The organism is Caulobacter vibrioides (genome assembly GCF_002858865.1).
In the GTDB taxonomy this organism is placed as follows: Bacteria; Pseudomonadota; Alphaproteobacteria; order Caulobacterales; family Caulobacteraceae; genus Caulobacter; species Caulobacter vibrioides.
The window spans coordinates 21084-47553 of the sequence record NZ_PJRR01000021.1; the positions used below are offsets into that span (position 1 = coordinate 21084).

At 68.1% G+C, this 26470-nt stretch carries 27 protein-coding genes and 1 tRNA gene; 14 read left to right on the plus strand and 14 right to left on the minus strand.

Features of this window, described 5'->3' with window-relative positions; genetic code table 11:
* Positions 1-53 precede the first annotated feature (53 nt).
* The 4 genes from CVUC_RS17495 to arfB all read left to right on the plus strand — a co-directional run bounded on the left by CVUC_RS17495 (position 54) and on the right by arfB (position 2651).
* Positions 54-1577 carry an aldehyde dehydrogenase family protein gene (locus CVUC_RS17495; RefSeq protein WP_096032912.1) on the plus strand — a complete coding sequence of 508 codons (1524 nt, stop codon included), beginning with the start codon at positions 54-56 and terminating at the stop codon, positions 1575-1577.
* A gap of 76 nt (positions 1578-1653) precedes the next feature.
* A tRNA-Thr gene (locus tag CVUC_RS17500) sits at positions 1654-1728 on the plus strand.
* A 25-nt stretch (positions 1729-1753) separates the two neighbouring features.
* Positions 1754-2215, plus strand: a complete 462-nt coding sequence (locus CVUC_RS17505) for a YaiI/YqxD family protein (protein ID WP_096032911.1) — start codon at positions 1754-1756, stop codon at positions 2213-2215.
* Positions 2216-2219: 4 nt separating this feature from the next.
* Positions 2220-2651, plus strand: coding sequence for an alternative ribosome rescue aminoacyl-tRNA hydrolase ArfB (gene arfB, locus CVUC_RS17510; RefSeq protein WP_096032910.1), 432 nt, complete (start codon positions 2220-2222; stop codon positions 2649-2651).
* Between the two features lie 7 nt (positions 2652-2658).
* On the opposite strand, the gene CVUC_RS17515 is transcribed toward arfB, so the two are convergent.
* The 3 genes from CVUC_RS17515 to CVUC_RS17525 all read right to left on the minus strand — a co-directional run bounded on the left by CVUC_RS17515 (position 2659) and on the right by CVUC_RS17525 (position 4110).
* Positions 2659-3192 carry a MarR family winged helix-turn-helix transcriptional regulator gene (locus CVUC_RS17515; RefSeq protein ID WP_096032909.1) on the minus strand — a complete coding sequence of 178 codons (534 nt, stop codon included), beginning with the start codon at positions 3190-3192 and terminating at the stop codon, positions 2659-2661.
* Between the two features lie 148 nt (positions 3193-3340).
* Positions 3341-3550: a hypothetical protein gene (locus tag CVUC_RS17520; protein ID WP_012640178.1), complete on the minus strand. Its 210-nt coding sequence runs from the start codon at positions 3548-3550 to the stop codon at positions 3341-3343.
* Positions 3551-3606: 56 nt separating this feature from the next.
* On the minus strand, positions 3607-4110 hold the full coding sequence (locus tag CVUC_RS17525) for a GcrA family cell cycle regulator (RefSeq protein WP_010919093.1): 504 nt from the start codon (positions 4108-4110) through the stop codon (positions 3607-3609).
* A 280-nt stretch (positions 4111-4390) separates the two neighbouring features.
* On the opposite strand from CVUC_RS17525, the gene CVUC_RS17530 reads away from it, so the two are divergent.
* The 3 genes from CVUC_RS17530 (at position 4391) to CVUC_RS17540 (ending at position 6065) form a co-directional block, all read left to right on the plus strand.
* Complete coding sequence (locus CVUC_RS17530; RefSeq protein WP_024265682.1) at positions 4391-4897, plus strand: c-type cytochrome; 507 nt, start codon at positions 4391-4393, stop codon at positions 4895-4897.
* Between the two features lie 77 nt (positions 4898-4974).
* Positions 4975-5712: a nuclear transport factor 2 family protein gene (locus tag CVUC_RS17535; protein ID WP_096032908.1), complete on the plus strand. Its 738-nt coding sequence runs from the start codon at positions 4975-4977 to the stop codon at positions 5710-5712.
* A complete protein-coding gene (locus tag CVUC_RS17540) occupies positions 5709-6065 on the plus strand; it encodes a nuclear transport factor 2 family protein (RefSeq protein ID WP_096032907.1) in 357 nt (118 codons plus the stop codon). The genes CVUC_RS17535 and CVUC_RS17540 overlap by 4 nt, the downstream gene beginning before the upstream one ends.
* Positions 6066-6175: 110 nt before the next feature.
* On the opposite strand, the gene CVUC_RS17545 is transcribed toward CVUC_RS17540, so the two are convergent.
* The 5 genes from CVUC_RS17545 to CVUC_RS17565 form a co-directional block, all read right to left on the minus strand.
* On the minus strand, positions 6176-8530 hold the full coding sequence (locus CVUC_RS17545) for a transketolase (RefSeq protein ID WP_096032906.1): 2355 nt from the start codon (positions 8528-8530) through the stop codon (positions 6176-6178).
* A gap of 15 nt (positions 8531-8545) precedes the next feature.
* Positions 8546-11689, minus strand: coding sequence for an efflux RND transporter permease subunit (locus CVUC_RS17550; RefSeq protein ID WP_096032905.1), 3144 nt, complete (start codon positions 11687-11689; stop codon positions 8546-8548).
* Positions 11689-12804 carry an efflux RND transporter periplasmic adaptor subunit gene (locus CVUC_RS17555; RefSeq protein WP_145991841.1) on the minus strand — a complete coding sequence of 372 codons (1116 nt, stop codon included), beginning with the start codon at positions 12802-12804 and terminating at the stop codon, positions 11689-11691. Before CVUC_RS17555 ends, CVUC_RS17550 begins: the two co-directional genes overlap by 1 nt.
* Before the next feature lie 118 nt (positions 12805-12922).
* Complete coding sequence (locus tag CVUC_RS17560; protein ID WP_096032904.1) at positions 12923-13672, minus strand: hypothetical protein; 750 nt, start codon at positions 13670-13672, stop codon at positions 12923-12925.
* Between the two features lie 38 nt (positions 13673-13710).
* The gene (locus CVUC_RS17565; RefSeq protein ID WP_012640174.1) at positions 13711-14484 is read right to left on the minus strand and encodes a class II aldolase/adducin family protein; all 774 of its coding nucleotides are present in this window, start codon (positions 14482-14484) and stop codon (positions 13711-13713) included.
* 154 nt (positions 14485-14638) lie between these two features.
* Here CVUC_RS17565 and CVUC_RS17570 point away from each other — a divergent pair, with 154 nt between their 5' ends.
* From CVUC_RS17570 to CVUC_RS17590, 5 genes are all read left to right on the plus strand, one after another.
* A complete protein-coding gene (locus CVUC_RS17570; RefSeq protein WP_096032903.1) occupies positions 14639-15301 on the plus strand; it encodes a DUF969 domain-containing protein in 663 nt (220 codons plus the stop codon).
* Positions 15298-16254: a DUF979 domain-containing protein gene (locus tag CVUC_RS17575; protein ID WP_096032902.1), complete on the plus strand. Its 957-nt coding sequence runs from the start codon at positions 15298-15300 to the stop codon at positions 16252-16254. Before CVUC_RS17570 ends, CVUC_RS17575 begins: the two co-directional genes overlap by 4 nt.
* Positions 16251-17246, plus strand: coding sequence for a DUF2891 domain-containing protein (locus CVUC_RS17580; protein ID WP_096032901.1), 996 nt, complete (start codon positions 16251-16253; stop codon positions 17244-17246). The genes CVUC_RS17575 and CVUC_RS17580 overlap by 4 nt, the downstream gene beginning before the upstream one ends.
* Positions 17247-17395: 149 nt before the next feature.
* Complete coding sequence (locus CVUC_RS17585) at positions 17396-17590, plus strand: hypothetical protein (RefSeq protein ID WP_096032900.1); 195 nt, start codon at positions 17396-17398, stop codon at positions 17588-17590.
* Between the two features lie 93 nt (positions 17591-17683).
* The gene (locus CVUC_RS17590; RefSeq protein WP_010919080.1) at positions 17684-17833 is read left to right on the plus strand and encodes a hypothetical protein; all 150 of its coding nucleotides are present in this window, start codon (positions 17684-17686) and stop codon (positions 17831-17833) included.
* Positions 17834-17933: 100 nt separating this feature from the next.
* On the opposite strand, the gene smpB is transcribed toward CVUC_RS17590, so the two are convergent.
* Both smpB and dapA read right to left on the minus strand, forming a co-directional pair.
* The gene (smpB, locus tag CVUC_RS17595) at positions 17934-18392 is read right to left on the minus strand and encodes an SsrA-binding protein SmpB (protein ID WP_010919079.1); all 459 of its coding nucleotides are present in this window, start codon (positions 18390-18392) and stop codon (positions 17934-17936) included.
* Positions 18392-19276 (minus strand): 4-hydroxy-tetrahydrodipicolinate synthase, encoded by an 885-nt coding sequence (gene dapA / locus CVUC_RS17600; protein ID WP_096032899.1) that lies wholly within the window; start codon positions 19274-19276, stop codon positions 18392-18394. The genes smpB and dapA overlap by 1 nt, the downstream gene beginning before the upstream one ends.
* A gap of 253 nt (positions 19277-19529) precedes the next feature.
* Between dapA and CVUC_RS17605 the strand changes: the two genes are divergently transcribed.
* Positions 19530-21629, plus strand: coding sequence for a lytic transglycosylase domain-containing protein (locus CVUC_RS17605; RefSeq protein WP_164468095.1), 2100 nt, complete (start codon positions 19530-19532; stop codon positions 21627-21629).
* A 3-nt stretch (positions 21630-21632) separates the two neighbouring features.
* Here the strand turns inward: CVUC_RS17605 and CVUC_RS17610 are convergent, their stop codons facing one another.
* The 4 genes from CVUC_RS17610 to CVUC_RS17625 are packed head-to-tail and all read right to left on the minus strand — an operon-like array spanning position 21633 to position 24817.
* On the minus strand, positions 21633-22391 hold the full coding sequence (locus tag CVUC_RS17610; RefSeq protein ID WP_096032897.1) for an ABC transporter ATP-binding protein: 759 nt from the start codon (positions 22389-22391) through the stop codon (positions 21633-21635).
* A complete protein-coding gene (locus CVUC_RS17615; RefSeq protein WP_096032896.1) occupies positions 22388-23428 on the minus strand; it encodes a FecCD family ABC transporter permease in 1041 nt (346 codons plus the stop codon). Before CVUC_RS17615 ends, CVUC_RS17610 begins: the two co-directional genes overlap by 4 nt.
* Positions 23371-24177, minus strand: coding sequence for an ABC transporter substrate-binding protein (locus CVUC_RS17620; RefSeq protein ID WP_096032895.1), 807 nt, complete (start codon positions 24175-24177; stop codon positions 23371-23373). The genes CVUC_RS17615 and CVUC_RS17620 overlap by 58 nt, the downstream gene beginning before the upstream one ends.
* A gap of 4 nt (positions 24178-24181) precedes the next feature.
* Positions 24182-24817 carry a TetR/AcrR family transcriptional regulator gene (locus CVUC_RS17625; RefSeq protein ID WP_096032894.1) on the minus strand — a complete coding sequence of 212 codons (636 nt, stop codon included), beginning with the start codon at positions 24815-24817 and terminating at the stop codon, positions 24182-24184.
* Between the two features lie 200 nt (positions 24818-25017).
* On the opposite strand from CVUC_RS17625, the gene CVUC_RS17630 reads away from it, so the two are divergent.
* The gene (locus tag CVUC_RS17630) at positions 25018-26454 is read left to right on the plus strand and encodes a glycosyltransferase (RefSeq protein WP_096032893.1); all 1437 of its coding nucleotides are present in this window, start codon (positions 25018-25020) and stop codon (positions 26452-26454) included.
* Positions 26455-26470 lie beyond the last annotated feature (16 nt).

The window sequence follows — 26470 nt, forward strand, 5'->3', positions numbered from 1 at the left end:
GCTCGGCCGCCTGGGGACTTGACCGCCTCCCCGCCCCGGCGTGTCCTCGCGCCATGACACAAGTCTTCCCGACTCCCGCCGCCCATGCCCGCGAGATCCTGGCCAAGCTGGGCGCGCCGCCGCTGCCCGCCGACGCCGGAGAGCCCGTGCGTGGCCCGATCGACGGCGCGATCCTGGGCCATGTCGTCTACGACGACGCCCGGCAGATCGAGGCCAAGGTCGCCGCCGCCTGCCGCGCCTTCGCCGACTGGCGCGTGGTCCCCGCCCCGCGTCGCGGCGAGCTGGTGCGGCTGTTCGGCGAGGAACTGCGCGCGGCCAAGGCGGAGCTGGCGGCCCTCGTCACCCTGGAGGCGGGCAAGATCGCGTCGGAAGCCGCCGGCGAAGTCCAGGAGATGATCGACATCTGCGACTTCGCCGTGGGCCTGTCGCGGCAACTGCACGGCCTGACCATCGCCTCGGAGCGCCCCGGCCACGCCATGCGCGAGACCTGGCATCCGCTGGGGCCGGTGGCGGTGATCAGCGCCTTCAACTTCCCCGTCGCCGTCTGGGCCTGGAACGCCTGCCTGGCCTTGGTCTGCGGCGATCCGGTAATCTGGAAGCCGTCCGAGAAAACCCCGCTGACGGCGTTGGCCACCCAGGCGATCCTGGAGCGCGCGCTCGCCCGCTTCGGCGACGCGCCGCAGGGTCTCTCCTCGGTCGTGCTGGGCGCCCGCGACGCCGGCGAGCGACTGGCGCGCGATCCGCGCATTCCGCTGGTCAGCGCCACCGGCTCCACCCGCATGGGCCGGGCCGTCGCCCCCATGGTCGCCGAGCGTTTCGGCCGCTCAATCCTGGAGCTGGGCGGCAACAACGCCATGATCGTCACGCCCTCGGCCGACCTGTCGCTCGCCCTGCGCGCCATCGTCTTCTCGGCGGCGGGCACGGCGGGCCAGCGCTGTACGTCCCTGCGCCGCCTGATCGTCCACGAGAGCTTGGTCGACAAGCTCGCCGACGCGGTCGACACCGCCTTCCAGCGCCTGTCGGTCGGCGATCCGCGCGATCCCAAGACCCTGCTGGGCCCGCTCATCGACAAGACCGCCTATGACGCCTTCATCGCGGCGATGAACCAGGTCCGCGCCGAGGGCGGAACCGTCGCCGGCGGCGAACGCGTGCTGATCGACGAACACCCCGACGCCTACTATGTGCGCCCCGCCCTCGCCCGCCTGTCAGCCCCCGCGCCCTGCATGCAGCGCGAGACCTTCGCGCCGCTGCTGCACGTCGTTCCGTACACGGATTTCGAGGCGGCGATCGCGATTCAGAACGACGCGCCCCAGGGGCTGTCCTCCTGCGTGATGACCAACGACGTCCGCGAGGCCGAGCGCTTCCTGGCCGCCGCCGGCAGCGACTGCGGCATCGCCAACGTCAATATCGGCCCCTCGGGCGCCGAGATCGGCGGCGCGTTCGGCGGTGAAAAGGAAACCGGCGGCGGCCGCGAGAGCGGCTCCGACAGCTGGAAGCAATATATGCGCCGCCAGACCGCGACGGTGAACTACTCCGGCGCCCTGCCCCTGGCGCAGGGGGTGCGGTTTGATCTGTAGGTCTTCGACCCTCGCGCCGCTCTTGCCGTCCGCGACGACAGGCGGCATAAGCCCTGACCTCGGGTCACTGGCCCAAGCCGGCTTAGCACAGCGGTAGTGCAGCGGTTTTGTAAACCGAAGGTCGGGGGTTCGATCCCCTCAGCCGGCACCATTTCCCTTGTCCAGGGTCTCGCGCGATGGTCGCCACGCTCTTCATCGACGCCGACGCCTGCCCCGTGAAGGACGAGGCCTACAAGGTCGCCGCCCGTCACGGCTACAAGACCTTTGTCGTCTCCAACAGCTGGATCCGCGTGCCCCAAACCCCGGTGATCGAGCAGATCGTGGTCGACGCGGGTCCCGACGTGGCCGACGACTGGATCGCCGAGCGCTGTGGTCCGGGCGATGTGGTGGTGACCAACGACATTCCCCTGGCCGACCGCGTGCTGAAGGCCGGCGGCGCGGCCGTGGCCCCGAACGGCCGGGTGTTCTCGCACGACATGATCGGCTCAGCCCTGGCCTCGCGTTCGATCGGCGAGCACCTGCGCTCGATGGGCGAGGTCACCAAGGGCCCGGCCGCCTTCGCCAATGCCGATCGCTCGCGGTTCCTGCAGGCGCTGGACCAGCTGGTGGTCAAGGCCAAGCGCGCGGCGCCCCGGTGATCGCATGCCCGCGATGATCGAGATCACGTCCTGGCTGCGGATCGACGAGGACGACCTCATCTGGAAGGCCACCCGCGCCTCGGGTCCCGGCGGGCAGCACGTCAACAAGACCTCGACCGCCATCGAGCTGCGCTTCGACGTGCGCAATTCGCCCTACCTGCCCGACGACGTGAAGGACCGCCTGACCGCGTTGGCCGGGAGCCGGATGACCCAGGACGGGGTGCTGGTGCTGTTCGCCCAGGGCTCGCGCTCGCAGGAAATGAACCGGCAGGACGCCCTGGACCGGCTGATCGACCTGATCCGCCGCGCCACCGAAAAGCCCAAGCCCCGCAAGGCGACCAAGCCGACCTATTCCAGCAAGCTCAAGCGGCTGGAGATCAAGTCCAAGCGCGGGACGGTCAAGTCCGGTCGCGGGCGGGTGAAATTCGACGACTAACGACGGCTCAAGCCGTCTCCGGCGGCGCGGGCGCGCTGAAGGCGATGACGTCCTGCTTCCACTCGGGCTCGACGATCAGCCCGCCCAGCATCTTCTGCAGATAGAGGGTCATGGTCGCCTGCTCCTCGGTGGTCAGCTGGGCGCAGACCTCCTGGTTCAGCGGGCGGATTTCGCCGCGGATACGATCCAGCAGGGTCCGGCCGGCGTCGGTCAGGCGGATCACGACGATGCGACGATCCCGCGCCGAAGCTTCACGCGCCACCAGGCCATCAGCGATCAGGCCGTCGATCGAGCGGGTCAGGGTGGTGCGGTCGGTGGCCGCCAGCTTGGCCAGACGCGTCATCGACAGGTCGCCAAAGCGCCGCAGCGAGATCATCGCCACCCACTTGGCGAACGAAAGGCCGTGCTTGGCCAGCAGATCGGCGGCCATGGCGCGGCGATGCTGCTCAGTCTGGTAAAGCAGATAGCTCAGATAGCTGGACAAAGGCAGCGCGTGATCATGCGCCGTCTCGGCGCGCTCGTCCCCGTCGCCTATCGTCATGTCCGCCCCCGCAAAACGGCGCTCTGTGTGTCACAAGGTTAACGGCCGTGCAATCGTCGGCGCCGATGGCGAAACGAAAAACCCCGCGAAAAGCTTCGCGGGGTCAGACGGCTTGACCTGGGGCTCGAGGGCGAAACGCAGCAGGGGCTCAGGCGGCGGCCCGGTTGCGGTGAAGACCGCGGGTCAACCAGTCGTCCGGATAGGTTTCCCGCACGGTGATCGACTTGAACTGGGTGACCGGGATTTCGGCGTGATCGCCGGGATTGAGGTCGCGCGACACCGAATGGCCGGCGAACTCTTCGATGATGGTGATCACTTGGCTGCTGCCGGCGGCGTTCTCGATCAGGACCATGTTCATGGGACGGCTCGTTACATCGAGGAAAAGGGGAAGAGGACGGATAGGCTTGGAAGGCGTCAGACCAGCCGGGGCTGGATCCGCTTTTCCTTCACGCCCTTGAGGGCCCAGGCTTCGAGGGCCTGACCACCGCTCAGCCGGCGGAAGGCGCCCTGGCTATGCTGCTCGCAGTAGGAACCGCGCGCGCTGGCCTTGGGACGGCCGCAGAAGCCGAAGTCGTCATTCTCCGGATGGCCGATCGGCCAACGGCACGAGTGAGCGCCCAGGCCCAGGATGCCCGAGGTCGGCAGCAGGTCTTCCTCGATGCGCTCATAGCGCGGGGCGACACGGGGGGTGGCCACGTCGCGCGACGGACGCTGGCGGACCGAGATCCGGGACGGCGCGCGGGCCGTCGTGGCGCGCTGGCGCACGGGGGTTTCACGGACCGTGATGCCCAGACGGTGCACCTTGCCGATCACCGCGCTTCGGCTGACGCCGCCCAATTGCCGCGCCACCTGGCTGGCGCTCAGGCCCTCCAGCCACAGCTTCTTCAGCGTCGCGGTCCGTTCTTCGCTCCAGTCCATGATCTTGCATCCAGCCCTGCCCGGAGCCAGCCCGCTCCGTGAGAAAAGGGGTAAGATTTATGGTTAACGACCGTCAAACGGTTATGTGCAGACCCACGTTTTGCAAGTTCACTTTTCGCCATGAGAATCACGTAGATACCAGCAATTGTCGCAGCCTTGGCGTAACCCCCACGCTTAAGGACCATTGTTACGTGACAAGCCTCAGGCCCAGATTTTATAAGGGTTTGGAATGCGTCGCGGCGTCGCAGAACCTGCGACGAAACGTCAGTCGAGGACCTCTATGCGCTCGTTGAACCTGGCCGCCGTCGCGGCCCTCTGTGTGATCGTTTCGGCCTGCTCGAAGGATGGCGGCAGCTCCAGCCAGGCCCCCGCCGACGCACCGACGCCGGCTGCAGCGCCCGCGCCCACCGACGCCGAGAAGGCCGCCGCCCTCGCCGCCCTGCCCGCGCCCTACAACACCGGCGACCTGTCGAACGGCCAGAGCAAGTTCGCGCTCTGCCGCTCGTGCCACACCATCACCGAAGGCGGACCGGACCTGACGGGTCCGAACCTGTACGGCGTCTTCGGTCGCAAGGCCGGCGTCAAGGAAGGCTACAGCTTCTCCGACGCTGTGAAGGCGGCCGGCTTCATCTGGGACGCCCAGCAACTCGACAAGTGGCTGGCCGATCCGCGCGGGTTCATGCCCGGCACCAAGATGACCTTCGCCGGTATCAAGAACGAGAAGGATCGCATCGACCTGATCGCCTATCTGAAGGTCGAGACGGGCTACCAAACGCCGGCGAAATAGACCGTGCGGCAATATTACACGCTCCCCGGCGGCGGCTTCTGGCGCATGCACAGAAGCCGTATGGAGACCGTGGCTGGGTGCTCATGACTCCCGACGAAGATCGGATCACGCAACTCTACGAGGCTTTCAACCGTCGCGCCTTCGACCGTTGCATCGCCATGCTGGCGCCCGACGTCTCATGGCCTGACGAGCTGGAGGATCGACGCCTTGAGGGCCTCGACGCCGTGCGGGCCTACCTCGACCACGCCATCGCCCCGCTGCGGGTGTGCTACCAGCCGATCGCCCTGTTCACCCCATCACCGGGTCAGATCGAGGTGTTGGCGCGACAGACGGTGCTCAGCGCGACCGACGGCTCCCTCTGGTCCAGCCTGCGCGTGCGACATCGCTACACGATCAAGGACGGGCTCTTCACGCACCTGGAGAGCGAGCAGAACTACACCGCGCCGACGTTCGAGGGCGTCGACCGCCTGCTTCGGCGGCTGTACGACGCGATCAACGCCGGAGACGTTGAGGGCGCTGCGGCGTGCTTCGGCGACCATGCCTGCTTTGAGGACAAGCTTGAGGACGGCCCGATCAGCGGTCCGGCGGCCATCCGGGCGCATTTCGAGCATCTGTTCGCAACGCTGCAGGTGACGGCCACGATGTGCGACTATGCGCTGGAGCCCGACGACCGGGTCCGGGTCCGTCTGCAAGTCGAGGCGCGCGGCGCGACCGGCCGCCTCTGGCACGACGGCGGCGTCACCGCCTGGTACCGTCTTGAGGGGGGACTGATCGTCGGACAGGATGTCGATGATAGCGGCGAGGAAGCGCCATGAGCCCGTTGAGCGCCATGCTGGAAGCCGCCTATGCGGTGTTCAACACCCACGACGCCCCAGGCCTGCGTCGCTTCATCCACCCCGAAGCGACCTGGCCCGACACGCTTGAGGCCGATCACGCCAATGTCGGCCAGGATGCGGTGATCGCGCACTTCGCCCGCGTCTTCGCCACCCTCCGCCCCAATATCCATCTGATCGAGGTGATCGAGGAGACGGGCCAGTCCCTGACCGTCGAGGCACAGTACGCCGTCGAGACCGAAGATGGTCAGGTCTGGTCGGACACCCGCGCGCGCCTGACCTATCACTTTCGCGACGGCCTTCTGAGCGGCATGACGATCCTGAGCGGGTTCTAGAGCCCTTTCCGATCTGATTGAACCAATCAGATCGGATAAAAAGGGCTCTATTTCAAAAGTTTAGAGCGTTCTTCGATCCGATCACCGCTTCACACTGATCGGAGAACGCTCTAGGCCAGCAGATCCGCGCAGGCGTCCAGAACGGCGTCGGCGTCCAGCCGGTACTTGGCGTAGAGGTCAGGCAGGTCGCCCGATTGCCCGAAGGTCTCCAGCCCAAGCGCCCGGACCCTCTGCCCCCGCACCGACCCCAGCCACGACAGGGCCAGCGGCGCGCCATCCGTCAGGGTCACCAGACCGGCGCCTTGCGCCAGCGGCGCCAGCAGGGTCTCGATCGTCGAGGTCCGCGCCCCCTCCCCCGTCCAGCGCGCCCGACCTGACGCGGTCCAGTCGCGGTGCAGCAGGTCGGCGGAGGTCACGGCCAGGAGGCCCGCCTCGGGCATGTCCTCGGCCAGCGCCTCGAACGCCGCCAGGGCCTCGGGCGCCAGGGCCCCGCTGTAGACGATCGCCAGTCGCGCGCCCGGCGCCGGGGCTCGCAGCCAATAGCCGCCATCGATGACGCCCTGCCGCCAGGCCTCGCCCGTCCGGTCCGGCTGGGGGATGGCCCGGGTCGACAGGCGCAGATAGGTCGAGGCGCCGTCCTTGGCCTGGATGCGGTCGAACGCGTGCGCCATCAGCACCGCCGTCTCGTCCGCAAACGCCGGCTCGTAGGTATCAAGGCCCGGCTGCGCCATGCCGATCACCGGCGCATTGATCGACTGGTGCGCCCCGCCTTCGGGCGCCAGCGTCAGACCGGACGGGGTCGCCACCAGCAGGAACCGGGCGTCCTGGTAGCAGGCGTAGTTCAGCGCATCGAGGCCCCGGGCGATGAACGGATCGTAGAGCGTGCCGACCGGAAACAACCGCTCGCCAAACAGCGGCGCGGTCAGGCCCAGCGCGGCTAGGGCGATGAACAGGTTGTTCTCGGCGATGCCCAGCTCCACGTGCTGGCCCGTCTCGGCCTTGGACCAAACCTGGGCCGAGGGGATGCGGCGACGCTTGAAGACATCGTCATGAGCGCGCCGCTGGAACACGCCACGACGGTTCACGAAACCGCCCAGGTTGGTCGACACCGTCACGTCCGGCGAGGTCGTGACCACCCGGCCGGCGAACTCGTCCTTTCGCGCCGCGATCTCGAACATCACCTTGCCGAACGCGGCCTGGGTGGATTGATCACCGCCGCCAGCGACAGCGGCCAGCAGCTCGCTGGCGCTGGGCGTCGGAATCTGCGGCGCCAGGTGATTGCGCTCGACCTCGGCGGCGAACGGCGCGCGCGCGACCAGGCCCTTGATCGCGGTGCGCTCGGCGGCCGACAGGCCCGACAGAGGGTCCCATTCCTCGCCCTCGACCACGCCAAGACGCGCCCGCAGTTCGGCGATCTGGGCCGGGGTCATCAGGCCCGCGTGATTGTCCTTGTGGCCCTGGAAGGGCAGCCGCAGGCCCTTGACGGTGTAGGCGATGAGGAAGCGCGGGCGATCATCCTGGCTGGCCTTCTCGAAGGCCTCCAGCAGCGTCTCCAGGCAGTGCCCGCCCAGCTCGGTCATAAGTTCGGCGAGGTCGACGTCCTTGTAGGCGGCGATCAGGGCCAAGGCCTCGGGGCTGTCGGCCAGGTCAGCGGTGAGCCGCTCGCGCCACGCCGCGCCGCCCTGATAGGTCAGGGCCGAGAACAGGTCGTTGGGCGCGGTCTCGATCCAGGCCTGCAGCTTGTCGCCGCCCGGCCGGGCGAAGGCCTCCCGCTGACGCCTGGACCATTTCAGCGTCTCGACCGCCCAGCCGGCGGCTTCGAAGATCTCGCCATAGCGGGTGAACATCCGGTCCTGGGTGGTCGCATCCAGGCTTTGGCGGTTGTAGTCGACGATCCACCAGGTGTTGCGGATGTCGTGCTTGCAGGCCTCGATCAGGGCTTCGTAGATATTGCCCTCGTCCAGCTCGGCGTCGCCCAGCAGCGAGATCATCCGGCCCATCTTCTCGGGCTTCACCGCGCCGCGCGCGGCCAGATAGTCCTGGGTCAGCGAGGCGAAGGCGGTCATGGCCACGCCCAGGCCCACCGAGCCGGTCGAGAAATCGACGTCGTCGACGTCCTTGGTGCGCGACGGATAGGACTGCGCGCCGCCCAAGGCCCGGAAGCGCTTGAGATTATCCAGGCTCTGGCGCCCGAACAGGTGCTGGATGGCGTGGAAGACCGGGCTGGCGTGCGGCTTGACCGCAACCCGGTCCTGCGGACGCAACGCCTTCATGTAGAGCGCGGTCATGATCGTGGTCAGCGAGGCGCTGGACGCCTGGTGGCCGCCGACCTTCAAGCCGTCCCGGCTTTCGCGGAGATGGTTGGCGTTGTGGATGGTCCACGCCGCCAACCAGAGAATCCGTTCCTCGAGCCGCCGCAGCAGCGCGATTTCCTGCCGCTTGGCTGTCAGAGCGCCGTCAGGCATGCTTCCTCACCCGGTTTATGCGGGTGAGGTTTGCCCCTCACCCGACTTTTCCTGGGCTTCATACGCTTCGATCTGGCGCGCCGTCCACTCCGGCGACTTCGTGAAGCGCGCCAGGAGGTCGTAGAAGACCGGAACGATGAACAGCGTCAGGAGGGTTGCGAAGATCGCGCCGGTGAAGATCACCGCCCCGATCGTCTGACGACTGCCCGCGCCCGCACCGGCCCACAGCATAAGCGGCAGGGCGCCCATCGCGGCCGAGACCGAGGTCATGATGATCGGACGCAGGCGCAGGGCCGCCGCCTCGATCACCGCCTCACGCACGCTCAAACCCTCGTCGCGCAGCTGGTTGGCGAACTCGACGATCAGGATGCCGTTCTTGGTGGCGATGCCGATCAGGATGATCAGGCCGATCTGGCTGTAGGTGTTGATGGTCGAGCCCGTCATCAGCAGACCGAACAGGCCGCCCAGCGCCGCGAGCGGCACGGTCAGCATGATCACCGCCGGGTGAATCCAGCTCTCGAACTGCGCGGCCAGCACCAGGAACACCAGCAAGAGCGCCAGGCCGAAGGCGATGGCGATACCGCCGGAGCCTTCCAGATAGTCCTTGGCCTGGCCGCCCCACTTGACGCTGACGCCCGGCGCGGGATGCTGGGCCGCCTGATCCTTGAAGAACGCAACGGCGTCCTCGACCGTGTAGCCGGGGTTCAGCTGGGCGGTCAGGGTCACCGAGCGCAGCCGGTCGACACGCGGACGATCCGGCGTGTCGCCCCGCAGTTCCGTGGTCACCACGGTGGACAGCGGCACGATCGCGCCCGTGTTGGTGCGCACGTTCAGGCGGTTCAGATCCTCGATGCTCCGTCGCTGATCCAGATTGGTCTGCAGGATGACATCGTACTCCTGGCCGCTCTTGATGTAGGTCGTCGCCCGGCGCGAGCCGAACATGGTTTCCAGCGCGCGGCCGACCGACTGGGCCGAGACCCCGAGCGTCGCGGCCTTGTCGAGATCGATCTGCACCAACAGGCGCGGCGCGGTCGGCTCATAGTCCAGACGCGGACGCGCCAGGCCCGGATTGTCCTGCGCCTCGGCCAGGATCGGCTTCAGCCAGTTGGCCAGCTGGACATAGTCGTTACCGACCGCGATGAAGTCGACATTGGTGCCGCCTCCGCCGCCTCCGCCGCCGCCCCGCTGGAAGGGACCACGCACGCTGGCCACGGCGCGAACGCTGGTGAACCTGGAAAGCTCCTTGTTCAGCTCGGCCGCGACCTCGTCGGCGGTCTTGTCGCGCTCGCCCCAGGGCTTCAGCGCAACGACGCCGTTGGCGCTGTTGAACGAATTTCCGCCAAAGCGCGGGATGGTCATGATGGTGCGCTCGGAAACCCCGGCCTCACGGTACTTGTCGAGCACCTTTTCGATCTTCAGCGCGATGGCCGAGGTGTAGTCGTAGCCCGCGCCTTCCGCCGCCGAGATCGAGACATCCACCCGGCCCCGGTCTTCGGCCGGCACCAGTTCCTTGGGCAGGCTGATGAACAGCAGCGCGGCGAAGCCCGCCAGCAGGACTACCAGCACGCCGGAAGCGGCCGCAGACCATCCGCCGAGGATCTGCTCCAGCGAGGCGCGATAGGACGCGCTCAAGGCGCCCATGGTCTTGTTGACGCGTCGCGCCAGCCAGCCTTCGCCATGGGCGGGCCGCAGCAGCTTCGAGGCCATCATCGGCGACAGCGACAGCGCCAGCAGGGCCGAGAAGGCGACGGCGGCGGCGATGGCCACGGCCAGCTCGACGAACAGGCGTCCGATATAGCCGGGCAGGAACATCAGTGGCGCGAAAACCGACACCAGCACGACGGTGGTGGCCACGACGGCGAAGAACACCTGACGCGTGCCGCGCTCGGCGGCGACCAGCGGCGGCTCGCCATCGTCGACGCGGCGCTGGATGTTCTCGACCACCACAATGGCGTCGTCGACCACCAGACCCACCGCCAGCACCAGCGCCAGCAGGGTCAGCAGGTTCAGCGAGAAGCCCAGCGGCGCCAGGATGATGAAGGTCGACAGGATGCAGATCGGCGCGACGATCGAAGGGATCAGGGCCGATCGCCAGCTGCCCAGGAACAGCAGGTTGACCATGACCACCAGACCGATCGCCAGGCCCATGGTGATCCAGACCTCGTGAATGGCCTCAGCGGTAAACACCGAGTTGTCGACGGCGATCACCATCTTGGTGCCGGGCGGCAGGGTCTGGTTGATCGCCTCAACCTCGGCGCGGACGGCCTTGGAGATGGCCACGTCATTGGCCTGCGACTGGCGGGTCAGGCCGATGCCGACCTGATCGATGCCGTTACCCCGGAAAAGGCGACGACGTTCATCGGGCCCCTCCTCGATCCGGGCCACGTCGCCTAGACGTAGAACATAGCCCGAGCTGTTGGCGGCCCGTAGCGGCAGGCGCGCAAACTCTTCAGGCGTGGCGTAGCTGCGCGCCACGCGGATGGTGAAGTCCTTGGCCGCGCTTTCCAACGAGCCGGCGGGCAACTCCAGGTTCTGGGCGTTGAGCGCGCTCTCGACATCGTCCACCGTGACGCCGCGCGCGGCCATCTCATTGGCGTCCAGCCAGATCCGCATCGCGTAGATCTTGGCGCCGAACAGGTTGGCCTGGGCCACGCCGTCGACCGTCGACATCCGCTCGACCAGATAGCGGTCGGCGTAGTCGGCCAACTGCAGCGGGTTCAGCGTCGTCGAGGTCAGGTTCAGGATGATGATCGGCGCAGCGTCGGCGTTGGCCTTGGCGATCTGCGGCGGATCGGCCTGATCGGGCAGGTTGCTGGTCACGCGGCTGACGGCGTCGCGCACGTCATTGGCCGCCGCGTCCAGATCGCGGTCCAGATTGAACGTGATGCTGATGTTCGAGCGGCCGTCGCGCGAAGAGCTGTTGACCCGGTCGATGCCCTGGATGCCGGCGACCTGGCGCTCGATCACCTGGGTGATGCGCTCTTCGATGACTTCAGCCGAGGCGCCGCGATAGCTGGTCGAGACCGAGACCACCGGCGGATCGACGCTCGGCAGCTCACGGATCGGCAGCGAGGTGTAGGCCGCCAGACCAATGACACAGAGGATGATCGCCGCGACGGCGGCGAATACGGGGCGACGAACGGAAAGGTCGGACAGCATCAGCCGGCCTTGCGGTCAGCGCCGCCCTTGCCGTCCGGCTTCTGCCCACCGGGCTTGCCGCCGCCGATCGCTGCGCCGTCCTGGATGCGGTTGAGACCGTCGGCGACGATCTTGTCGCCCTTCTTCAGGCCCGAGCGGATTTCGACGAAACCCTCCTGGGTGATGCCGGTGGTCACGTCGGTGCGCCGGGCGATCATGCCCTTGGGGCCCTTGGTGATGACATAGACCGAGGCCTGCTCGCCCTCGAACTGCACGGCGGCTTCGGGCACGGCGACGCCGGTGCGCACGCCCTTGTCGATGGCGACCTTGACCAGCATGCCCGGCTTCAGGCGTCCGTTGGCGTTCGGAAACTCGGCGCGCGCCTTGATGGCGCGGGTCGTCGTATCGATGCGGGTGTCGAGTTGCGCGATCCGCCCCCGGAACGTCTCGCCGGGCAGCGCGTCCGGCTGGGCGTTGATCGGCAGGCCGATGCGCAGGGTTTCCAGGTAACGGTCGGGCACCGAGAAATCGACGCGGATCACCGAGGTGTCGTCCAGGGTGACGATCGCGGTGCCGGGGCTGATCAGCATGCCCGGCGCGACGTCCGAAATGCCCACCCGTCCAGCGAAGGGCGCGCGGATCACGCGGTCCAGCTTGTTGGCCCGGGCGGAGTCGACCACGGCCTTGGCGGTTTCGTAGGCGGCCAGGGACTGCTCGGCCGTGGCGCGCGGCGCGATCCCCTGATCAGCCAGGGTCTTCCAGCGCTTGTAGTCACGCTCGGCCTGCGCAAGGCGCGCCCGCGCCTCGGCGATGCCCGCATCCTCGGCCTCGGCCTTCAGCTCGACCAGCACCTGACCGCGCGAGACGGCCTGGCCGTCGGTGAAGCGCACCGCCGTGATGAGTTCGGCCGTGTTCGACGTGATGGTGACCGACTGGAGACCTTTAGCCGCACCCAGAACCTCGATGCGATCCGTGAAAGGACGCTCGGCGACAACCGTCTGCGTGACACTGGTCGCGCGACCGCCGCCGCCGCCCGTGATCTCCTTCTTGGCGAAGGCCAGCTTGAAGCCTCCCACGCCCAGCATGAGGACCACAGCGGCCAGGGCCACGACGAGGAAGAAGTGCCTACGAATCAAGGAAAAGCTCCGGGCGCCGATGAAGCTCGACGGGGTGACAACGCGGCGAGATATGCGCGCACCCTAAACCGGCGTCCAGTGACACCAGGATGACTGAGTGTTACAGGCCTGAAATACGCTACAGGTTGCGCCACAATGCGAGGACGACGCCTCGATCTCGGGCGGTCTCGCGCCCGGACAACGTGCTTCGCCAACCGACCTGCGCACTCCACGGTCCGAAGGCGCGAACGACCGAGATCTCGCTCTTGAGCCAGCGCGAATCCGGACCTTCGCGGTCGGCGTGACCGGCATAGGTCTGGGCCAGAAGCAGGACCTTGCGGGTCGGGCGAAGGCCCAGGGTGACATCCAGCCGGTTCTCGTCCGCCAGGCCCTCTCGCCGAAGGCGGGCGGCCTGGACATCAAGATAGACCGGCTTGCCACGCCAGGTGGCTGACCGCCCGTAGAGCACCCGAGCCTCCAGATCGAGGCTGCCCTGCCCCGGCGCGGCGTAGCCGGCGTTGCGCCCCTCGCCCGCCTCGGCCGCCCCCAGATAGACCGACAGCGCCGATTGGTCGTCGCGTCGGACAGCCCAGCGAAGACCCAGCTCGACCGGTCCGCGCCCGGAGTAATCCACCCATCGGTCCTTGCCGCGCGTGACCCCCGCCTTGGCTTGCAACGTCAGACGATCGGTCAGACCGTGCTCGACAAGGACCGAGACCACCTCGTCGCGCCGACGGTCTATGTCGATCAAAACCCCGTGGGAATCAAAACCCTGGTCGGCGCTCTGCCGCTCGTACTTGGTGATCGCCTGAGTCTTGCCGGGCGCCACGGGCCAGGCCCCCGCGTTCGCTGCGCCCGCGCTCAGACACGAAAAAGCCGCCGCGATCACCAGGATCGCGGCGGCCTTTGCGAAGTCCGAAGTTGCGCTTAGTCCGCGTAGCCCGGCGACTCCCGGTCCAGCTTGCGCAGGCAGCCCGGCCAGGCCAGGCCGCCGATCATGCCCATGCCCATGCCGATCTGCTTGCGGACCTCGTCCTGCGCGGCCTCGGGGGCCAGCAGCACGTTGTCGCGTCCGATCGAAAGCGCCATTACCTGCTGCGCGCATGCTCGCTCCAGGAAGAACATCCCCAACCAGCATTCGGCCGCGGTGGCGCCCACCGACAGCGTGCCGTGGTTGCGCAGCATCAGCAGCTTCTTCTGGCCAAGGTCGGCCACGATACGTTCGCGCTCCTCAAGGTTGAGCGCAATGCCTTCATAATCGTGGTAGGCGAGCTGAGGCAAGACGATTAGCGAATGTTGTGTCAGCGGCAGCAGGCCCTCCTTGTGCGCCGACACCGCCACGCCCTGATCGCTGTGCAGGTGCATCACATAGTGGGCGTCCTCGCGCGCGGCGTGGACGGCCGAGTGGATCGTGAAACCCGCCGGATTGATGTAGTACGGCGTCTTGTCGATCACGTTGCCCTCGAGATCGACCTTCACCAGGCTCGAGGCCGTGATCTCGCCGAAGAACATCCCGTAGGGATTGATCAGGAAATGATGCTCGGGTCCCGGAATGCGGGCCGAGATGTGGGTGAAGATCATGTCGTCCCACCCGTGCAGGGCCACGAGACGATAGAGAGCGGCGAGATCGACCCGCGCTTGCCATTCCGCTTCGCTGACCTTGCCCTTCAGGGACATCGTGGGCAGAGCACCGTCGGCCATAGGGGCCTCCCGTAGGTTATCGTTGTTGAGTTGAGAGTCGCGCCGAGGCGCCGGGTCGTCAAGCAGAACCTCGTCCATGGCGAACAGACACCGGCTTGCCAGCAGGGCCCAGCCGTCGGACGGTCCCCCCGGGGAACGAGGGGAGTCGCCGGGGATGCTGACCCTGTTGGGCGTGGCGGTGATCGTGCTGGGCTTCGCCCTGCGGTTCAATCCGCTGCTGGTGGTGGTGGCCGCCGCCATGACCTCGGGCCTGGCCGCCGGCCTGGCGCCGCTCGAGGTGCTGGCCGCGTTCGGCAAGGCCTTCAACACCAACCGCTATGTCAGCGTCGCCTGGCTGGTCCTGCCCGCCATCGGCGTGCTCGAGCGCGCCGGTCTGCGCGAACAGGCGCGGCGCACGATCCAGGAGTTGCGGGCGGCGACGGCGGGACGGATCCTGCTGGCCTATCTGGCGCTGCGCCAGGTCGCCGCCGCCCTGGGCCTCACCCAGGTGGCCGGTCACGCCCAGACTGTACGCCCGCTTTTGGCGCCGATGGCCGAAGCCGCCGCCGAGCCTCTGTCCGACGACCAGCGCCAGAAGGTCCGGGCCATGAGCGCGGCGACGGACAATATCGGGCTCTTCTTCGGCGAGGACATCTTCCTGGCGATCGGCTCGATCCTGCTGATCGTCGGCTTCCTGGACCAGAGCGGCATCACCGTCGAGCCGCTGGCCCTGTCGGTCTGGGCGATCCCGACCGCCATCGCCGCCTTCCTGATCCATGGCGCGCGGCTGTTGATGTTCGACCGCCACCTCACCCCCAAGGCGGAGGACGCGGCATGATCGGCCTGCCGCTTGTCTATCTGCTGTCGGGGCTGATGTTCGCAGCCTTCGCGGTGCTGAGCGCCGGCGACCGTGAAAACCCAAAGCGTTTCGGCAACGCCGCCTTCTGGGGCCTGTTCGCCTTGAGCTTCCTGGCCGGCGACCACCTGGGCGACCTCGGTAACGGGATTCTGGTCCTGTGCCTGGCCGTCATCGCGGGGACCGGCCAGCTGGGCGTCGGAGCGCCCAAGACCACCAGTCCCGAAGACCGGGAGCGGCTGGCGACCAGCTATGGCGTAAGGCTCTACGTCCCCGCGCTGATGATCCCGGTGCTGGTCCTCGCCGGCTCCCTGACCTTCAAGCACCTGACCTTTCAAGGCGCGCATCTGGTCGATCCCAAGCAGGCGACGCTGATCGCCCTGGCCCTGGCGGCGCTGGTCGCGGCGGTCCTCTCCAAGGTGATGTTCCAGCAGCCGGCCGGCGCGCCGATCCAGGAGGGTCGCCGCCTTATGGACCTCGTCGGCTGGGCCGCCCTGCTGCCGCAGATGCTGGCGGCGCTGGGGGCGGTGTTCGCGCTGGCGGGCGTGGGCAAGTCGATCGGCGAGATCGCCGTGATGATCACGCCGGCGGACAGCCGCTTCGCCGCCGTCGCCGCCTACTGCGTCGGCATGGCCGTGTTCACAATCATGATGGGCAACGCCTTCGCCGCGTTTCCGGTGATGACCGGCGGCATCGCCCTGCCCCTGGTCATCGGCCAGTTTGGCGGCGACCCGGCCGTCGTCTGCGCCATCGGCATGCTGTCAGGCTTCTGCGGAACGCTGCTGACGCCGCTGGCGGCCAATTTCAACCTTGTGCCGGCCGCCCTGCTGCAGTTGAAGGACCGCTACGCCGTGATCCGCGCCCAGGCGCCTACGGCCGTCCTGATGCTGATCGTCAATGTGATCCTGATGAACGCCCTGGCCTTCCACCGATGAGCCTCGCCCGCTCCACCGCCTCGCGCTTCGCCAAGATCGCGCTGGGCCACCTGACCCGCGAGTATCCCAACAAGCTGGACCACGTGATGGGCGGTCCCGACGACGTCCGCTCGCCGCGTGATCTGCACCCCATCTTCTACGGCAGCTTCGACTGGCACTCTTGCGTGCATGGCTACTGGCTGCTGGCCACCCTGCTGCGCCTGCGCCCCGAAATGTCCGAGGCGCCGACCATCATCGCCCTGTTCGACGACGCCTTCACGCAGGAGAAGGTCGCCGGCGAGGTCGCCTATCTGGCGCGCCCGGAGAGCCGGGGGTTCGAACGTCCCTACGGCTGGGCCTGGAGCCTGATGCTGCAGGCCGAGCTCCTGCGGCACGACCGGCCCTGGGCCCAGACCCATGCGCCTCTGGCCCTGGCGTTCAAGCAAAGGTTCGAGGCCTTCCTGCCGATCGCCGACTATCCGGTCCGCGCCGGAACCCACTACAACACCGCCTTCGCGCTGGCCCTGGCCTATGAGTTCGCCGAAATGACCGGCGATCAGGCGTTCTTCGACCTGCTGCAGAACCGGGCGCTGGTCTGGTACGGCCAAGACGCCGACTGCCAGGCCTGGGAACCGTCCGGTGACGACTTCCTCTCCCCCGCGCTCATGGAAGCCGAGGCCATGCGTCGCCTGCTCCCGCGCGAGCGGTTTGATCTGTGGTTTCCCCGCTTCCTGCCCAGCCTGGCCGACAAGCAGCCGGCGACCTTGTTCACGCCCGCGCGAGTCAGCGACCGCACCGACGGCAAGATCGCGCATCTGGATGGCCTCAACCTCTCGCGCGCCTGGTGCTGGCGTCTGCTGGCGGGATCGATGTCCGAACACGATCCGGCCCAGGCCCACGCGGTGAACGCGGCGATGAGCCATCTGGCGGCGGCCGTGCCCCACCTCGCCGGCGACTATATGGGCGAGCACTGGCTGGCCACCTTCGCCCTGCTGGCGCTCGAGAACGGCTAAGGCGGTCTTCAGGCCTGAGGATCGGGCCCAAGCGCATCGTCACGATGCGGACTTTACAGTCTTTGACAATGAAATCGGACGGTCGCGCGTTAAGGACGTTTTCGCGCCCCGCCCGAAGGGCGCTATTCCAGTCCCGGGAGCCCGACGTTATGTCAGACGCCGCGCAATGCCAGCGTATTGAAATCGCCCTTGTTTCCGAGGGCTGGATCGTCACCGAGGGCGGACGTTTGGCAGGTCGCTTCGCCACCGTCGAGACCGCCTACGAGCAGGCGCTGGCCATTTGCGGCGATCTCTTCGAGCAAGGCGTCTCGTCGCGGGTGTACGAACTGCCGCGCGCAGCCTGAGAACGCTCTGAACTTCTGAAGCACAGCCGTCACTTTACAATCTTTGACAATCCGACGTGGCCTTTAGGTTTACCTTGCGACTCGGGGACTGATTTGCCGCCGGGGGGCGGCCAGCCGGAGCCGGGTATGGCCCAGACTACGCGTAACCACCTGCGGACCGAGGTTCGCACCTTCCTGATCGTCAGCGCCGGAGCCTTCGCTCTGGGTTTGGCCCTCGGGTTCGTGCTGATGGGCCTCTACTAAAGCCCTTTCCGATCTGACTGACTTAATCAGATCGAATAAAAGGGCTCTGTTTCCAGACGCTTAGAGCGCTTTCCGAGCGGTTTAGCCGCGCGCACTTCGCTCAGTCGCCGCGATCGCCCTTCATCAGGCGGGCCTTGTCGCGCTGCCAGTCGCGTTCGGCGGCGGTGTCGCGCTTGTCGTGCAGTTTCTTGCCCTTGGCGAGACCGACTTCCAGCTTCGCCAGCCCCTTGTCGTTCCAATAGAGCTTGATCGGCACCAGGGTGCGCCCCTCGCGCTGAACCGCGCCGATCAGCTTGTCGATCTGGCGGCGATGCAGCAGCAGCTTCCGGTGACGACGCGGTTCGTGGTTGAACCGGTTGGCGTGGCCGTAGGGCGGAATGTCGGCGTTGATCAGCACGATCTCACGCCCTTCGACCGAGGCGTACGATTCAGCGATGTTCGCCCGGCCGGTCCGCAGGCTCTTCACCTCGGTGCCGGTCAGCATGATGCCGGCCTCGAACGTCTCCTCGATGAAGTAGTCGAAGCGCGCGCGCCGATTTTCCGCGATCGGCTTGGACATCAGAGCAGACCAGCCTCGCGCATGGCCTCAAGGATCGCGGGGCGCACCCCTTCGGCGCAGGCCGTGATCGGCAGGCGCACATCTTCCGTGCACAGGCCCAGTTGCGCCATGGCGAACTTGGTCGGGGCGGGCGAGGAATCCAGGAACAGGGCCTTGTGCAGGCGCACCAGGCGATCCTGCCAGTAGAGACCCTTCTCCCATTCGCCCTGCATGCAAGCGTTCATGAAGGCCGAGCAGGCGTCCGGCGCGACGTTGGACGTCACCGAGATCACACCGTGGCCGCCATGAGCCATGTAGCCGAGCGCGGTCGGATCATCGCCCGACAGCATCACCCATTCGGGGCCGCACATCAGGCGCTGGAAGCTGATGCGGGTCAGGTCGCCCGTGGCGTCCTTGATCCCGACGATGTTCGGCAGCTTGGCGAGACGCTCAAGGGTGTCGTTGCTGATGTCGACGCCGGTCCGGCCCGGCACGTTGTAAACAAAGATCGGCAGCTCCACGGCGTCGTTGATCGCCTTGTAGTGCTGATACATGCCCTCCTGGCTGGGGCGGTTGTAGTAGGGCGTCACCACCAGACAGGCGTCGGCGCCGACGGTCTTGGCGTGACGGGCCAGTTCGATGGCTTCGTCCGTCGAATTGCTGCCCGCCCCCGCGATCACGGGGACGCGGCCGGCCGTGGTCTTCACGCACAGCTCGACGACGCGGCGGTGCTCCTCATGCGACAGGGTCGAGGTCTCGCCCGTCGTGCCCACCGGCACCAGACCATGCACACCGCCGGCGATCTGGCGCTCGACCAGCGCCACGAACGCTTTTTCGTCCACCTCACCGTCCCGGAACGGCGTGACGAGGGCCGGAATGACGCCCTTGAAGTGAGACTGGACCATGACTTGCAAATTGCCGTGAAGATGAAGCCGCATGTGTTGCGGCGGGACGATGGGGGCGGACAATATGTCCCTGCCCCGTCGTCCCGCAACCGGCTCTCGGTACGGATCAAAGGGGCAGGTGCGATTTGATGGGCCAAGCCTTCCGGGTCAAGCCCGCGAGCGGACTTTAGAAACCTATTGGGGCCTGAATCGTCGCATAGGGCTAACGGACGAATTCGAGTAAGAGGTCCGAAAGGGCCGTAAGGAGAGCGTTTTGGTTTCAGGAATGCGTCGCTGGCTGCTCGGGGGAGCTTGCATCGTGACCGTGGTCGGGGCCGCTGACGCCCAGACAACGACGGCCTACGCCTCCGCACAGACCGCGCCCAGCCTGATCACCACGCCCCCGACCGCCGTCACCACCGCGCTCAGCGACACCGACTCGGCCAACCTGCAGACCGCCCTGGCCGCCGCCAAGCGCGGCGACGTCTCCGGCGCGCGCATGGCCATGGACAGCCTGCAGGACCCCGTCGCCAAGAAGATCGCGCAGTGGCAGCTGGTCGACAGCAACGCCGAGGCGCTGAGCTTCTTCGAGCTGGACGCCGCGCGACGCGATCTGTCCGGCTGGCCGCGCAGCGCCCGCCGCGACGCCGCCGCCGAAAGGGCGCTGTCGACCTCGGGTCTTGATCCTGCGCGGATGATCGCCTGGTTCGGCGGCGCCGAGCCGGCCACGGCCGAAGGCGCCATGGCCCTGGCCGGGGCCTATCAGGCCATCGGCCAGAACCCGCAGGCCACCGACCTGATCCGCCGCACCTTCCGCGACATGGTGTTCGAGGCCGACACCCAGCGCAGCATGATCGCCCGCTTCGGCGCGATGCTGACGCCGGACGACTATGTCCGCCGCGCCGACATCCTGCTGTATGGCCAGCAAGGCCCCGCCGCGCGCGAGATGGTCGCCATGCTGTCGGACACCCATCAGGCCGCCGCCCGCGTGCGCATGGCCTATCGCGCCAATTCCGCCAGCGCCAACGACCTCTACAACAATCTGACGCCCGATCTGCAGGACTCGCCCGGCGTCGTGTTCGAGCGCGCCGCCTATCTGCGCCGCAAGGGCATGGACACCCTGGCCCTGCCAATGGTGGCCAACTTCCCCGCACCGCCGACCGAGGAAGCCTCGACCGCGATCTGGAGAGAGCGCAAGCTACTGATCGTCGGCGCGCTGAAGGCCGGCGACAGCCGCGGCGCCTATGCGGCGGCCTACAATACCCGGGCGCTCGCCCCGGCCGACGTTGCTGAGTCGGAGTTCTATGCCGGCTGGATCGCCCTGACCCGCCTGCGCGACGCCGACGCCGCCGCCGGCCACTTCGCGCAGATCGCTGCGGTCGGCGCCTCGCCGATCACCCGGGGCCGGGCGCTCTACTGGCAAGGTCGCGCGGCCGAAGCGCAGGGCGACCCGATCGCCGCCCAGGCCTTCTATGCCGAGGGCGCGCGGCACATCACCACCTTCTACGGCCAGCTCGCTGCGGAAAAGGCCGGTGTGCGCGAGATACGGCTCGAGCGCGATCCGGTCATCACCCAGGCCGACCGCGCCCGCTTCTATGGGCGTGAGCAGGTCCGGGCCGCACGGATGCTGGCCGACATCGGAGCGCGGGACCTCTTCCGCAGCCTCGTGCTCTATATCGACGACACCCTGCCTAACGCCGAGGAGACCGCACTGCTGGTCGACATGGCGCGCGGCTATGGCGACCAGGACCTGGCGATGCGCGCGATCCGCACCGCCGCCCAGCGCGGGTACATCCTGGCCGAACGCGGCTACCCGCTGCTAGACCACCACTTCACGCCCCGCCCCGGCGCGGCGGAGACGGCCTTCGTCTATTCGATCTCGCGCCAGGAGAGCAATTTCGACCCCGCTGCGCGCTCAAGCGTGGGCGCGCGCGGCATGATGCAGCTGATGCCGGCTACGGCCTCGCTGGTGGCGCGTAAGCTGGGCGAGCCGCACTCGATCGATCGCCTGGGCGACGCCTCGTACAACATGCGCCTGGGCTCGGTGTACCTGGGCGACATGATCAACACCTTCAGCGGCTCGTACATCATGGCCGCCGCGGCCTACAACGCCGGTCCCGGACGTCCTGCTCAATGGGCGGGTCATTGCGGCGACCCGCGCGGCGCCTCCACCGATCCGCTGGACTTCATCGAGTGCATCCCGTTCTCGGAGACCCGCAACTACGTGATGCGGACACTGGAGACGACGATGGTCTATCGTGCGCGCCTCAACGGCGGCGTCACGCCGCTCACCCTGTCCTCGGAGCTGAAGCGCGGCGGCTATGTCTACACGCCGGCGGTTGCCTCGGCCGAGACGGCCAGCGCTCAGCCTTAAGCGTCAAGCGCGGCGGCGGGCCGCCAGGACGGGTCCCGCCTCGGTGTCGATCAGGACGCCGTCCAGCCCGAACACCTCGGCAAGGACGGCGCGCGACAACGCGTCTCTCGGCGGCGCGTCGGCCACGATGCGTCCGCCTGAGACGACCACGACCCGGTCGCAGCTGCGCGCGGCCAGACTAAGATCGTGCAGCGTCACCACCACCGCGCCGCCGCGCTGAGCCTCGCTACGCAGCAGGTCGAGCGTGAGCAGTTGGGCGTCAGGATCAAGGCCAGCCACGGGCTCATCGGCCACCAGCAGCGGCGCCCTGGTCGCCAGCAGCCGCGCCAGCAGCACCCTGGCCCGCTCGCCGCCCGACATGTCCAGCACCCCGCGATCGGCGAGATCGGCGGCCCCGACCCGCTGCAGGCAGTCCAGCGCCACAGCGTCGGCCTCGGCGTCCGGCAGGTCGCTGGCGCCCAGCGCGGCCACCATGCGGGCCGGCACGTTCCAGGCCACACGGCGCTCCTGCGGCATGTAGCCCACAAGCCTGGCGCGCGGGGCGGGCGCCAGGTCAGCCACCGCCAGTCCCGAAAGATGCGCCTCTCCCGACCCAGCGGGCAGCAGTCCCAGCCCGGCGCGCAACAGGCTGGTCTTGCCCGCGCCATTGGGGCCGACCACGCCGACCACTTCCCCGGCCGAGACCGACAGCGAAGCGGCTTGCAGGACGGTCTTGCGCCCTTGCCGCGCCGACAGGTCCTTCAGGGTCCACAGCGCGCTCATGACCGCCAGCTCCGCGCGGCGCGCCAGGCCAGCAGCGCGAAGACGGGCGCGCCGAACAGCGCGGTGACGACGCCCAGCTTCAGTTCCTGCTCGGTCGGGATCATCCGCGCGGCCAGGTCCGCCAGCACCACCAGCAGGGCCCCGGCCAGGGCGGCGGGCCAGAGGATCCGCTTGGGATCGTCCCTGACCAGCGCCCGCACCAGATGCGGCGCGGCCAAGCCCACAAAGCCAATCACGCCTGAAGCCGCCACCGCCGCCCCGGTCAGTAAGGCCGAGCCGGCCACCGCATAGATCCGCAGACGCGCCATCGGCAGCGCCGACATCCGCGCTGCGTCCTCGCCCAGGGTCAGCATGCGCAGCCCTGCGCCGGCGCGCAGACACAGCAAAGCGCCGATGGCCATCGGGACGAGCGCCCCTAGCGCATCCATCAGGTCACGGTTCTCCACCGAGCCCATCAGCCAGGCCAGGATCTCGGCCGTGGCGACCGGCGACGGCGACAGGTTGAACACCAGGGCGGTCAGGGCCCCGCCAAAGGCCGACAGCGCCACCCCGAACAGGATCAGCGCTTCGGGCTCGCGAAAGCGCGCCGCCACGACGACCACGGCGCCGCCCGCCACCAGCGCCCCGGCCAGGGCCGACAGCTCGATCGCGCCCGGCAGCACCGCAAGGCCCGCCGAGATCGCCAAGGCCGCGCCCAGCCCCGAAACGGCCGAAACGCCCAAGACGCCTGGATCCGCCAGCGGATTGCGCAGTAGCCCCTGCAGGGTCGCCCCGGCCATGCCGAGCGCCGCGCCGACCAGGGCCGCAACCGTCACGCGCGGCGCACGGATGGTCCAAAGCACTTCACCCGGCGGCGAGGCGGGCTGCAGCAAGGCCTGGCCATACTGGCTCAGAGAAAAGGCCGTCTCGCCCAGGGTGATGGCCAAAACGGCCGCGAGCGCCAACGCCAGGGCCATCAGCAAGCACAGACGCGGAAGGCTCATCGCGCGGCCTTGGCCAGAACGAGCGCCCCGTCGGCGGCGAACCAGGCCGAGCAACCGACCATGGCGGCGGGCAGCTCAGCGACGGCGCGCGTCTCCACCGCCCGACGCAGGGCCGCGTGCCGTCCCGGTCCCCAGCGGTCCGCGCCGGCCCGCGCCCTGTCGAACATGCCCAGCACCACGGCGGCCGGCGGCGTCATGACCATCTGCTCCAACGACACCGGTGCGAAATACGCCGCCTTGGTCGCGTTCGCATAGCCCGCCGCCCCCAACATCGCATCGATCAGCGTATTCGCGCCGGCGGTATAGCCGCTCGGCGTCAGGTAGAGCGCCTCGCGCCCCCTGCCCGCCCCAGCGGCGGCCTTGAGGCGAGCGTCCATCCCAGCGATCAGCGCCTCGCCCTGCGGGCGACGGTGCAGCGCGACGGCGACCTTGCGGACGTTGGCGCGAACCCCGTCAAAGTCCGTCGCGTCGTCCAGCGTCACAGTCGCCACGCCCTTGGCCTGCAGCGCCTTGGTCAGCCGCGCATCGCCGCCCCATTGCCGGACGACAAGCGCCGGCCGTGCGGACACCAGGCTCTCGAACGTGGCGCGGCGCAAAGGCAGACCGGCGGCCTTGTCGCGCAGGTAGCTGTCGGGAGCGACCGCGCGGTGCGAGAGGCCCACGATCGCCTCGCGCGGCGCCAGGGCCAGCACATACTGGTCGGCGCAAGAGTCGAGCGACATCACGCGCGGCGCGGCCCACGCCCCGGCCGGGACGAGCGCCATCGCCGCCGCGAGGGCGCAGAAGGCCTTGGCGGCGTTCATGGCCTCAGTCCGTGACCAGACCGTGCAGCAGCCCGTCCAGCATCACCCTCATCAACTGCTCCGGCTCGGACCAGCCACGTGACGGCTTGGTGATCAGCAGCGACACCAGGCCGTGGCAACCGCTCCACAGCACCTCGGCCGCCTGGACCGCCGATCCTGACCGAAGGCGCCCCTGGGCCGCGATCTCGTGGACCGGCTCGCTGAACTTCTCGAAGCAACGATCGCCCAGCGCCATGGTCTCGCCGATCTTGTCGGACTTGACGTGATCCCCAGTGCTGCAGAACACCAGTTGGTAGGTGTTGGGGTTGTCGAGCGCGAAGCGCATGTACGCTTCGAGCATCAAGCGAACGCGCGACAGCGGGTCGATCGGCTGACCGGCGATCTGGATGTTCAGGTCCAGCAGACGCTCGATCGCGTCGTTGCTGATCTCCAGCAGGATCTGGTCCTTGTCGCGAAAGTGCATGTAGAGCGCGGTCGAGGACACCCCCACGGCGTAGGCGATCTTGCGGATCGTGGCGCCGGCATAGCCCTCGGCGATAAAGATCTTCTCGGCCGCCGCCAAGATCTCGCCCCGGCGCAAGTGCCCGTCACCCTTGGGTTTTCGCGCGGACTTGTGCGGCTTCTTCAAAACGACGGTCACGGACCTAGCTTCCCCTCAGTATCCCCCGAAGAACACTAAACGGGAATCACCCAGCCGTCGCAAGCCAGTCCGTGAGGTCGCCCCGCGCCTCGCGGCGGCGATGAACTGCGTCCTGAAACGAGTATTTTTTCATTTGACACTTTTTGGTTGAGATTCCGTTATCGGCTCCGTTGGGGCGATTGGCGTATCCAGGGGCATCCATGGCGCGCGAAGACAGACGGCTGGAACCGGCGCTTGCGCCGGCGCGCGGACCTGTGTCCGTCGAACAGGGCGAAATCCTGCGGGGCGGTCCCGGGGCAGGCGTCCCGGATCGCGACGGGGCCCATCGCTCGCTCTCACAACCCCAGGCTGTCGGGGTGGCGATCGCCGGGCTGCTCGCCGCGCTCGGCGTCGCACTGGCGCCGATGGAGAGCATGGTCGCCACGCATCACCTGTTCTTCTTCATCTTTCTGCTTGTTGGCCTGACCCGGCTCGCGGCGGCGATGACGCCCTTGCCGAGGCATCACAGCCCGGCCTTGGCCGAGGCCGACCTGCCGAGCTACACGCTCATCACGCCCCTCTACCGCGAGGCGGAGGTTCTGCCGGAGCTGGTCGCAAGCCTCGCCGCCATCGACTACCCGCGCGACCGTCTGCAGGCGCTGATCGTGCTGGAGGCCGACGACGAGGTCACCCGCGCGGCCGCCCGCGCGCTGGATCTGCCAAGCTTCATCCAGGTGCTGGTGGTTCCGCCCGGAACCCCGCGCACCAAGCCTCGGGCCTGCAACTATGCGCTGGAGCGTGCGCGCGGCGATCTGGTGGTGATCTACGACGCCGAGGACATGCCGGATCCTGGGCAACTGCGCGAGGCGGCCGCGCGGTTCGCCGCGTCCGACGCGCGTCTGGCCTGCCTGCAAGCGCCGCTTCGCATCGAGGACCCCGGCTTCTCGCTTTTCCTGCCGTCGCAGTTTCGACTGGAATACGCCGCGCATTTCGAGGTGCTGCTTCCGGCCTTGGCCCGCTGGGGCCTGCCGTTCCCGCTGGGCGGCACCAGCAATCACTTCAAGATCGCCCCCTTGCGCGAGATTGGCGCGTGGGATCCGTACAATGTGACCGAGGATGCGGATGTCGGGTTCCGGCTCGCGGCGGCGGGCTACCGGCTGGACGTCATCCATCGTCCCACCTGGGAGACCGCCCCGACCACACGCGCCCAGTGGTTCCCGCAGCGCGCGCGCTGGATCAAGGGTCATATGCAAACGCTCGCGGTTCATGCGCGCGGCCCGGTCCCGCGCCAGCCGCGCAACGCCATCGCCCTGATCCTGACCCTGGCCCAGTCGGTCGCCTCATCGCATCTGCATGGACCCGTCATGGGCGTGGCGATCGCGCTGGCCCTCGTCGATTTCCTGCCTGACGCGGCCTTTCAGATCCCGCCGCACGACCTTGTTCTCTACTTCGCGGGATGGGGAGCGGCCGCCATCGCCGGGGCGCGCGGCGTGATGCGGGCCGGCGGCCGGCCCAAGGCGTTGCACCTGCTGGGCATGCCCGCCTATTGGCTCTGCCAGAGCGTGGCGGCGGTCAAGGCGCTGCATCAGTTCGTGACCGCGCCGCACCACTGGGACAAGACCCTGCATACGCCGCGCTCTGGACGCCCCCGGGCCTAAGGCGGTATGGGCGGAC

Coding starts and splice junctions, on each gene's coding strand:
- CVUC_RS17515 (WP_096032909.1), bottom strand. CDS start 3,192: ATGACGATAGGCGACGGGGACGAGCGCGCCGAGACGGCGCATGATCAC.
- CVUC_RS17520 (WP_012640178.1), bottom strand. CDS start 3,550: ATGAACATGGTCCTGATCGAGAACGCCGCCGGCAGCAGCCAAGTGATC.
- CVUC_RS17575 (WP_096032902.1), top strand. CDS start 15,298: ATGATCGGCCTGCCGCTTGTCTATCTGCTGTCGGGGCTGATGTTCGCA.
- CVUC_RS17495 (WP_096032912.1), top strand. CDS start 54: ATGACACAAGTCTTCCCGACTCCCGCCGCCCATGCCCGCGAGATCCTG.
- CVUC_RS17565 (WP_012640174.1), bottom strand. CDS start 14,484: ATGGCCGACGGTGCTCTGCCCACGATGTCCCTGAAGGGCAAGGTCAGC.
- CVUC_RS17550 (WP_096032905.1), bottom strand. CDS start 11,689: ATGCTGTCCGACCTTTCCGTTCGTCGCCCCGTATTCGCCGCCGTCGCG.
- CVUC_RS17620 (WP_096032895.1), bottom strand. CDS start 24,177: ATGAACGCCGCCAAGGCCTTCTGCGCCCTCGCGGCGGCGATGGCGCTC.
- CVUC_RS17525 (WP_010919093.1), bottom strand. CDS start 4,110: ATGGACTGGAGCGAAGAACGGACCGCGACGCTGAAGAAGCTGTGGCTG.
- CVUC_RS17540 (WP_096032907.1), top strand. CDS start 5,709: ATGAGCCCGTTGAGCGCCATGCTGGAAGCCGCCTATGCGGTGTTCAAC.
- smpB (WP_010919079.1), bottom strand. CDS start 18,392: ATGTCCAAGCCGATCGCGGAAAATCGGCGCGCGCGCTTCGACTACTTC.
- CVUC_RS17610 (WP_096032897.1), bottom strand. CDS start 22,391: ATGAGCGCGCTGTGGACCCTGAAGGACCTGTCGGCGCGGCAAGGGCGC.
- CVUC_RS17585 (WP_096032900.1), top strand. CDS start 17,396: ATGTCAGACGCCGCGCAATGCCAGCGTATTGAAATCGCCCTTGTTTCC.
- arfB (WP_096032910.1), top strand. CDS start 2,220: ATGCCCGCGATGATCGAGATCACGTCCTGGCTGCGGATCGACGAGGAC.
- CVUC_RS17545 (WP_096032906.1), bottom strand. CDS start 8,530: ATGCCTGACGGCGCTCTGACAGCCAAGCGGCAGGAAATCGCGCTGCTG.
- dapA (WP_096032899.1), bottom strand. CDS start 19,276: ATGGTCCAGTCTCACTTCAAGGGCGTCATTCCGGCCCTCGTCACGCCG.
- CVUC_RS17580 (WP_096032901.1), top strand. CDS start 16,251: ATGAGCCTCGCCCGCTCCACCGCCTCGCGCTTCGCCAAGATCGCGCTG.
- CVUC_RS17530 (WP_024265682.1), top strand. CDS start 4,391: ATGCGCTCGTTGAACCTGGCCGCCGTCGCGGCCCTCTGTGTGATCGTT.
- CVUC_RS17570 (WP_096032903.1), top strand. CDS start 14,639: ATGCTGACCCTGTTGGGCGTGGCGGTGATCGTGCTGGGCTTCGCCCTG.
- CVUC_RS17505 (WP_096032911.1), top strand. CDS start 1,754: ATGGTCGCCACGCTCTTCATCGACGCCGACGCCTGCCCCGTGAAGGAC.
- CVUC_RS17630 (WP_096032893.1), top strand. CDS start 25,018: ATGGCGCGCGAAGACAGACGGCTGGAACCGGCGCTTGCGCCGGCGCGC.